Source organism: Stenotrophomonas sp., assembly GCF_032099025.1.
Classification (GTDB): Bacteria; Pseudomonadota; Gammaproteobacteria; order Xanthomonadales; family Xanthomonadaceae; genus Stenotrophomonas.
Window position 1 is genome coordinate 1 of record NZ_DAMCID010000041.1, and the last position, 4,992, is coordinate 4,992.

Below are 4,992 nucleotides of genomic sequence, written 5' to 3' on the forward strand. Positions count from 1 at the left end.
CGTCAGCGATTTCGCACGCCTTTGATGCGCCGCCCTTTCCCCATGGCTCTATCTTAAGACGAGCGGGCTTGGCGCATTCGACTTGCTCATCTTCCAGTTGATTTACTGGCGCCCCTCGTTGTTCTTCAGCGCACGAAGAACATAGAAGCGCGATAAAAATGAGAACAGAGTGTTTACGCATAATCACCTCAACCCCGGAACTTTCGAATTCAGCAATCGCTCGTTCTGCTCCGCCTGTTGGTCAACAGTGCCTGCATTCCAAAGCGTCTTCGCAACAAATGATTGGCAATGATTGGTCGGCCCCCATCTACCGAGTGACCGCCCTATCTGAAGCTGGGCATTGACCCTCGCCTCGTTGACGTTCGCAACCGTCTTGCAGGATGCCCCGGGCTCATTGCTACGGCCGGTGTGATTGGTGACCTGCACGGGGTCGCCCGGCCTGTCACCGCTATCATTGCCAGGAACGTTACCACGAGTCCCGCCCATTCCCGCTTCGATTGTATCGGTGCGAATCCTGCGATGATCTGGCTGTCGGTGAAGCGTGACTTCTTCATGGGATCTCCTCGGGTTAGGTTGCGAGAAGATTCCACTTTTGGCTGCTGCTAACCTGCGGGGGGGGATTACCAGTACTCCTTCCTCGATTAAGCGAATATCTACGCTCTTCTCTTAGAAACGCAGGCCATCACAAGGACGAAGCAAAGAAGAATCTGCAACAAAAGTACTGGGCGTATCTGATAGAAGAAGGCAGCGGCACTCATGCTCTCCAGTCCAGAATCCACACGTGAAGACGCGGCGCGCGCCAGTATTTGTATCCATACAAAAGTACTGACCTGCATGAGAAGCATTCCCATTACCGCTACCACTCGTCGCGTGCCCGTCTTCGCGGAGATTGCGAGGTAGCACAGCAGCACCAGCAACACAACGAAACCGATCACCAGCATTGTCATGATCTATTCCCCACATCCACAGTCAACGGAACGCATTCCCGCGATTTGTCGCGTTGGCGCGTGCGACAACGGCCTTGGCATCTATGTTGATCATATGCGAGCCAAGGCAGTACGCGCCTGGCCAGGTCCTTGATGCATAATCCACTGGGCGCCACCCTGCACTCGCTGGGAATCGCCTAAACGGTCGGCGGGGGGCCGGCGCCAAAATGAGCGAATCAAACAGATATACCATCCTAATGGTCCTGGCGATTGTCGGCGCACTACTGACATTGTTCGTCATGGTCTTCGACAGATACCACTACTACGACTACGAGACGGCGGAGTGCAAGGCTGGACCTGTCATTGTGCAAGCCAGGCTGGTGGACGATGCCTATGAAGACGATCCAACGACCGGACCTACTCCCTACCGCCTGAGCCTGACGGCCAACGGCGGTGGCAGCCAGTACACGCTCTCCGGCGTGACGCTCACTTCGTCGCAGTCACGCGGCCGGATTGCCGTTCCCAGTGTTGACGCTACGTCGCGTGCGCATGCGGGGACGGGGCTGCCAGAGAACGTTTTGCTTTCGCAGACACTACGGCTGAGCTATGACGACTACACACTCGACGGAGTGCTCCATGCCTCGACTGACGACGAACACCCCGCCGTAGTGTTCAGCTGCGCCTTGAAGCGGAACTATCGAAGCGAATGGCGTGCATCTTGGCTGGATGCATGGATGAGCGTTTGACGACGAGCGCTTGCTCTTGATCGAATGAAGAGGTGAGACATGTGGTACTGCGCACACGCAATTTTCCACTATCGTTACGAGGGTCAGACTTCAATACCGGTGCACGAGAACGTGTACCTCATTGATGCGATCGACCCTGACGAGGCCCTGCTGAGCGCACAGAAGATCGCACTGGAGCGCGAGATGGTGGGGGCTGAGAGTACATTGGAAGCGAATGGAGTGAGGGCGGAGTATCGCTTTTCAGGGATACGCAAGCTGATTGCCGTCGAGTCGGATGAAAACACCGCTGCAGGCAAGATCTGCTCAGGAGTTGAAGTGACGTACTCGGTGATGGAAGTTGGCAGCCTGCGCGAGGTTGACGCAATTGCCGCGGGAGACCGCACGACTGTCGTATACATAGAGTAGAGATGGAGCCCCATGGTTGCTACCAGGTCCACTCGGCGCAACCGCGTGCGCGTCCTGATGCGGCGCGGGTAATGGCGAGGCATGACGATTGGCTCTGGCCCATCAGGGTTGAAGAGGTTAAAGGACCCTTGTCAGGACGATTCCTCCCACCTTGGCAGGACGAGATTCGGACGGCATTCTGACCTTAAGCATGTGGAGCACCGCCATGGCACTCGCCGAACCAATTAGACCAACCTCCAACCTGAAGTCCCGCGCGGCAGAGATCGTCAAGGATTTCCGAACCCATCCGGAGCAAATCATCATCACCCAGAATGGCGAAGCCAAGATGGTGGTGATAGATATTTCGCAGTTTGAACGCCAGCGGGAGTCGCCTGCTCTTCTTAAGCTGATCGCACAGGGCCAGAAAGAGTTTGCTGACGGAAAGTTCGGCGATGCCGATGCCTTCATGGAAGAGATGGACGACTGAGACTGGCTCGCGGGCACTTCGCTAGCCACCTGCTCAGTCCCGCCCTTGGGGCCTGATGCCGGGTTTGTGATCGGAGCACTGCTTTGAGGTGTGGTCGGCCTTGCTGCACCGCGTAGAGCGGAGTGTTGATCGGCTGCCTCTCGTGTGATGGTTGGCCTTGCGCGGAGAGCAGCGGACCAACAGTCCGCTCTACCGGCGCCCGGCTGGCGGGTCACCGCAGTTGAATCGCCGCTTCGATCAGCGCGATCCCGTCTTTCAGCACTTTTCCTGCATTTTCTAGATCCTCTGCTGAAATCTCGCCTTCTTCCAGCCCGACGAACTCCGCCACTTCGCAGCGTGAGAAGTACGCGTCGTAGGTGTCGGAGAGATCGGCGCGGAAGAACTCGCCCCGGCCGGAGTGTGTGCGGGAAAGGTCCGTCAACAGGTTCCAGATATCGATCATCAACTCCGGATCAACCGCCGCGTGCTCACGAAGGCACCGCAAGGCACCGTCCACATCGAAGTACGCATCGATGCCGACCTTTACGCCACCATCGACGCGATGGATCTCTTCGAGCATCACGGACAGGCTGTCAGCGTGCAAAATCCCTTCTTCTGTTGCCCAGAAGTAGTCCGCGCCGCTGCCAGGGCTTTCCCATGCGAGCCATACGTCAACGTGATTGGCGCGGAGTCCAACGGGAAATACTTCTCGGTCGTGGGTTGGATTGCTGGCCATGGGAGCGCCTTGGTCATGGTGGGTGCCCATCCGTTCATGATGGATCCGGCGTGCGGTTCTGCGGGAGAGCGAAGAGCAGCGGACTAACAGTCCGCTCTACCCCGCCGCGCGCTATCGCCTGCGCTTCCTGCTGCGGCGCGGGGTGTGGCGCGGGATGGCGATTGGCTTTGGTCCGTCGGGGTTGGCGAAGTCGAACGGCCGTCTGCCACGGCGGAGAACGGTGCGAACCACGCCGAGCCAGCCGTCGCCGAACAGCAGCGAGATCGCTATTGTCGTGTAGAGCATGAGGAAAGCGGCCGGCGGGACGATCGCGCCTTCGTTCACTTCCTGGCAGGCCGAGAGCTGAGAACCCAGGTGCGCGGCGACTACCACTTCGGTCGATAGCAGACATGCAGCGGCTATGCGCACGTAGGTTACGTTGGCCTTGAAGAGCCCCTTCGGCAGGATGTCGACCCTTGCGTACAAACCTACGAAGGGGAGCGAGAGCAGCCATGACCACATGAAGACGCCCGAGGGGCCGGTTGATGTGCAATCCATCGTGACCATCAGGCTGCCCAATGCGAACAGGAAGTAGCCTGCTCCGATCAGGAGGGCTGCCTTCAGGCATTTTGCGAAGAGCTGTTCGCCGGTTGGTGGCATGGTGTGGCTCGTCCTTGAGGTTGTTATCGGGTTCGCGCGAACGGAGGTTAAAGCGCGCCTTCGGTTTGGGTCATGCCGTTACCGCGATGATGGGCCATATCGGCAGTCGATTGGGATGCGACCCTACCGGAGCGCGGGCGATCATCTGTTCGGGGGTCGCCGTGTCCGCGCCTCCGACGGGTTTGTTCGGGGGACGCCGTGCCTGCACATGCGACGGATTTGTCCGGCGGACGCCGTGCCTGCACACGCGACGGGGTAGAGCGGACTGTTAGTCCGCTGCCGTCCGCATCGTGCTGGTTCTACGTCAGATCTGCTCCTGCGTCGCCTTCTGGTTCGAGTGCCTTCACCAGCACTGCGGCTTGTGTGCGGCTGTGGCATTCGAGCTTCTTCAGGATGGCGGTGACGTGCACTTTGACCGTGTTTTCCGCCAGGCCCAGTTCGTACGCGATCTGCTTGTTGAGCAGGCCGTCGGCGAGGCTCAGCAATACGCGGAATTGTTGCGGGGTGAGCTGGGCGAGGCGGGCTGCCAGCAGGGCGTCGGATTCGGAGCGCTCGGGGGACATGGCCGGGAACCATAGGCCGCCTTCGAGTACCGCCTGGACGGCCTGGCCGATGGCCTCGGCGGGGGCGGATTTGGGGATGAAGCCGGCGGCGCCGAACTGCTGGGCGCGGCGGATGACGCGCGGATGGTCGTTGGAGGAGACGATGACCACCGGGATGTCGGGGTGTGAGCCGCGTACGTGGAGCAGTGAGGAGAAGCCGCGGGCGCCGGGCATGGTGAGGTCGAGCAGGACCAGTTCGATTTCGGGGGTCTGGCCGAGGGCCGTTTCCAGGGATTGGGCGCTGGCGACTTCGATCACCTGGACTGCCGGGAGTGCCTGGCGTAGGGAATGTACGACGGCGGCGCGTAGCAGGGGGTGGTCGTCGGCTACGAGGATGGTGATTTCGCTCATGGGGGGATTGTAGGGGCAGTTTGATGGGCTGGTTGGGGGTGGCAGGCGGGGCGTGGGTGTACGTGGGGCTGATGGGCTGAGGGCAGCCACGCAGGGCGTGGCTCTACGGGGGGGGGGTGGGCGTGCGGGGGCAGCCACGCAG

7 protein-coding genes are annotated in these 4,992 nt (G+C 60.0%); 3 read left to right on the forward strand and 4 right to left on the reverse strand.

Features of this window, described 5'->3' with window-relative positions:
* Positions 1-653: 653 nt before the first annotated feature.
* Positions 654-947, reverse strand: coding sequence for a hypothetical protein (locus RT456_RS18415; protein WP_313348752.1), 294 nt, complete (start codon positions 945-947; stop codon positions 654-656).
* A gap of 206 nt (positions 948-1,153) precedes the next feature.
* On the opposite strand from RT456_RS18415, the gene RT456_RS18420 reads away from it, so the two are divergent.
* From RT456_RS18420 to RT456_RS18430, 3 genes are all read left to right on the forward strand, one after another.
* The gene (locus RT456_RS18420) at positions 1,154-1,672 is read left to right on the forward strand and encodes a hypothetical protein (protein ID WP_313348754.1); all 519 of its coding nucleotides are present in this window, start codon (positions 1,154-1,156) and stop codon (positions 1,670-1,672) included.
* A 39-nt stretch (positions 1,673-1,711) separates the two neighbouring features.
* Positions 1,712-2,077, forward strand: a complete 366-nt coding sequence (locus RT456_RS18425) for a DUF4288 domain-containing protein (protein ID WP_313348756.1) — start codon at positions 1,712-1,714, stop codon at positions 2,075-2,077.
* Positions 2,078-2,282: 205 nt separating this feature from the next.
* A complete protein-coding gene (locus tag RT456_RS18430) occupies positions 2,283-2,543 on the forward strand; it encodes a type II toxin-antitoxin system Phd/YefM family antitoxin (protein WP_313348758.1) in 261 nt (86 codons plus the stop codon).
* Between the two features lie 211 nt (positions 2,544-2,754).
* Here the strand turns inward: RT456_RS18430 and RT456_RS18435 are convergent, their stop codons facing one another.
* The 3 genes from RT456_RS18435 to RT456_RS18445 form a co-directional block, all read right to left on the reverse strand.
* On the reverse strand, positions 2,755-3,258 hold the full coding sequence (locus RT456_RS18435; RefSeq protein WP_313348759.1) for a hypothetical protein: 504 nt from the start codon (positions 3,256-3,258) through the stop codon (positions 2,755-2,757).
* 111 nt (positions 3,259-3,369) lie between these two features.
* On the reverse strand, positions 3,370-3,897 hold the full coding sequence (locus tag RT456_RS18440) for a hypothetical protein (protein WP_313348761.1): 528 nt from the start codon (positions 3,895-3,897) through the stop codon (positions 3,370-3,372).
* A gap of 299 nt (positions 3,898-4,196) precedes the next feature.
* Complete coding sequence (locus RT456_RS18445) at positions 4,197-4,850, reverse strand: response regulator transcription factor (RefSeq protein WP_313348763.1); 654 nt, start codon at positions 4,848-4,850, stop codon at positions 4,197-4,199.
* Positions 4,851-4,992 lie beyond the last annotated feature (142 nt).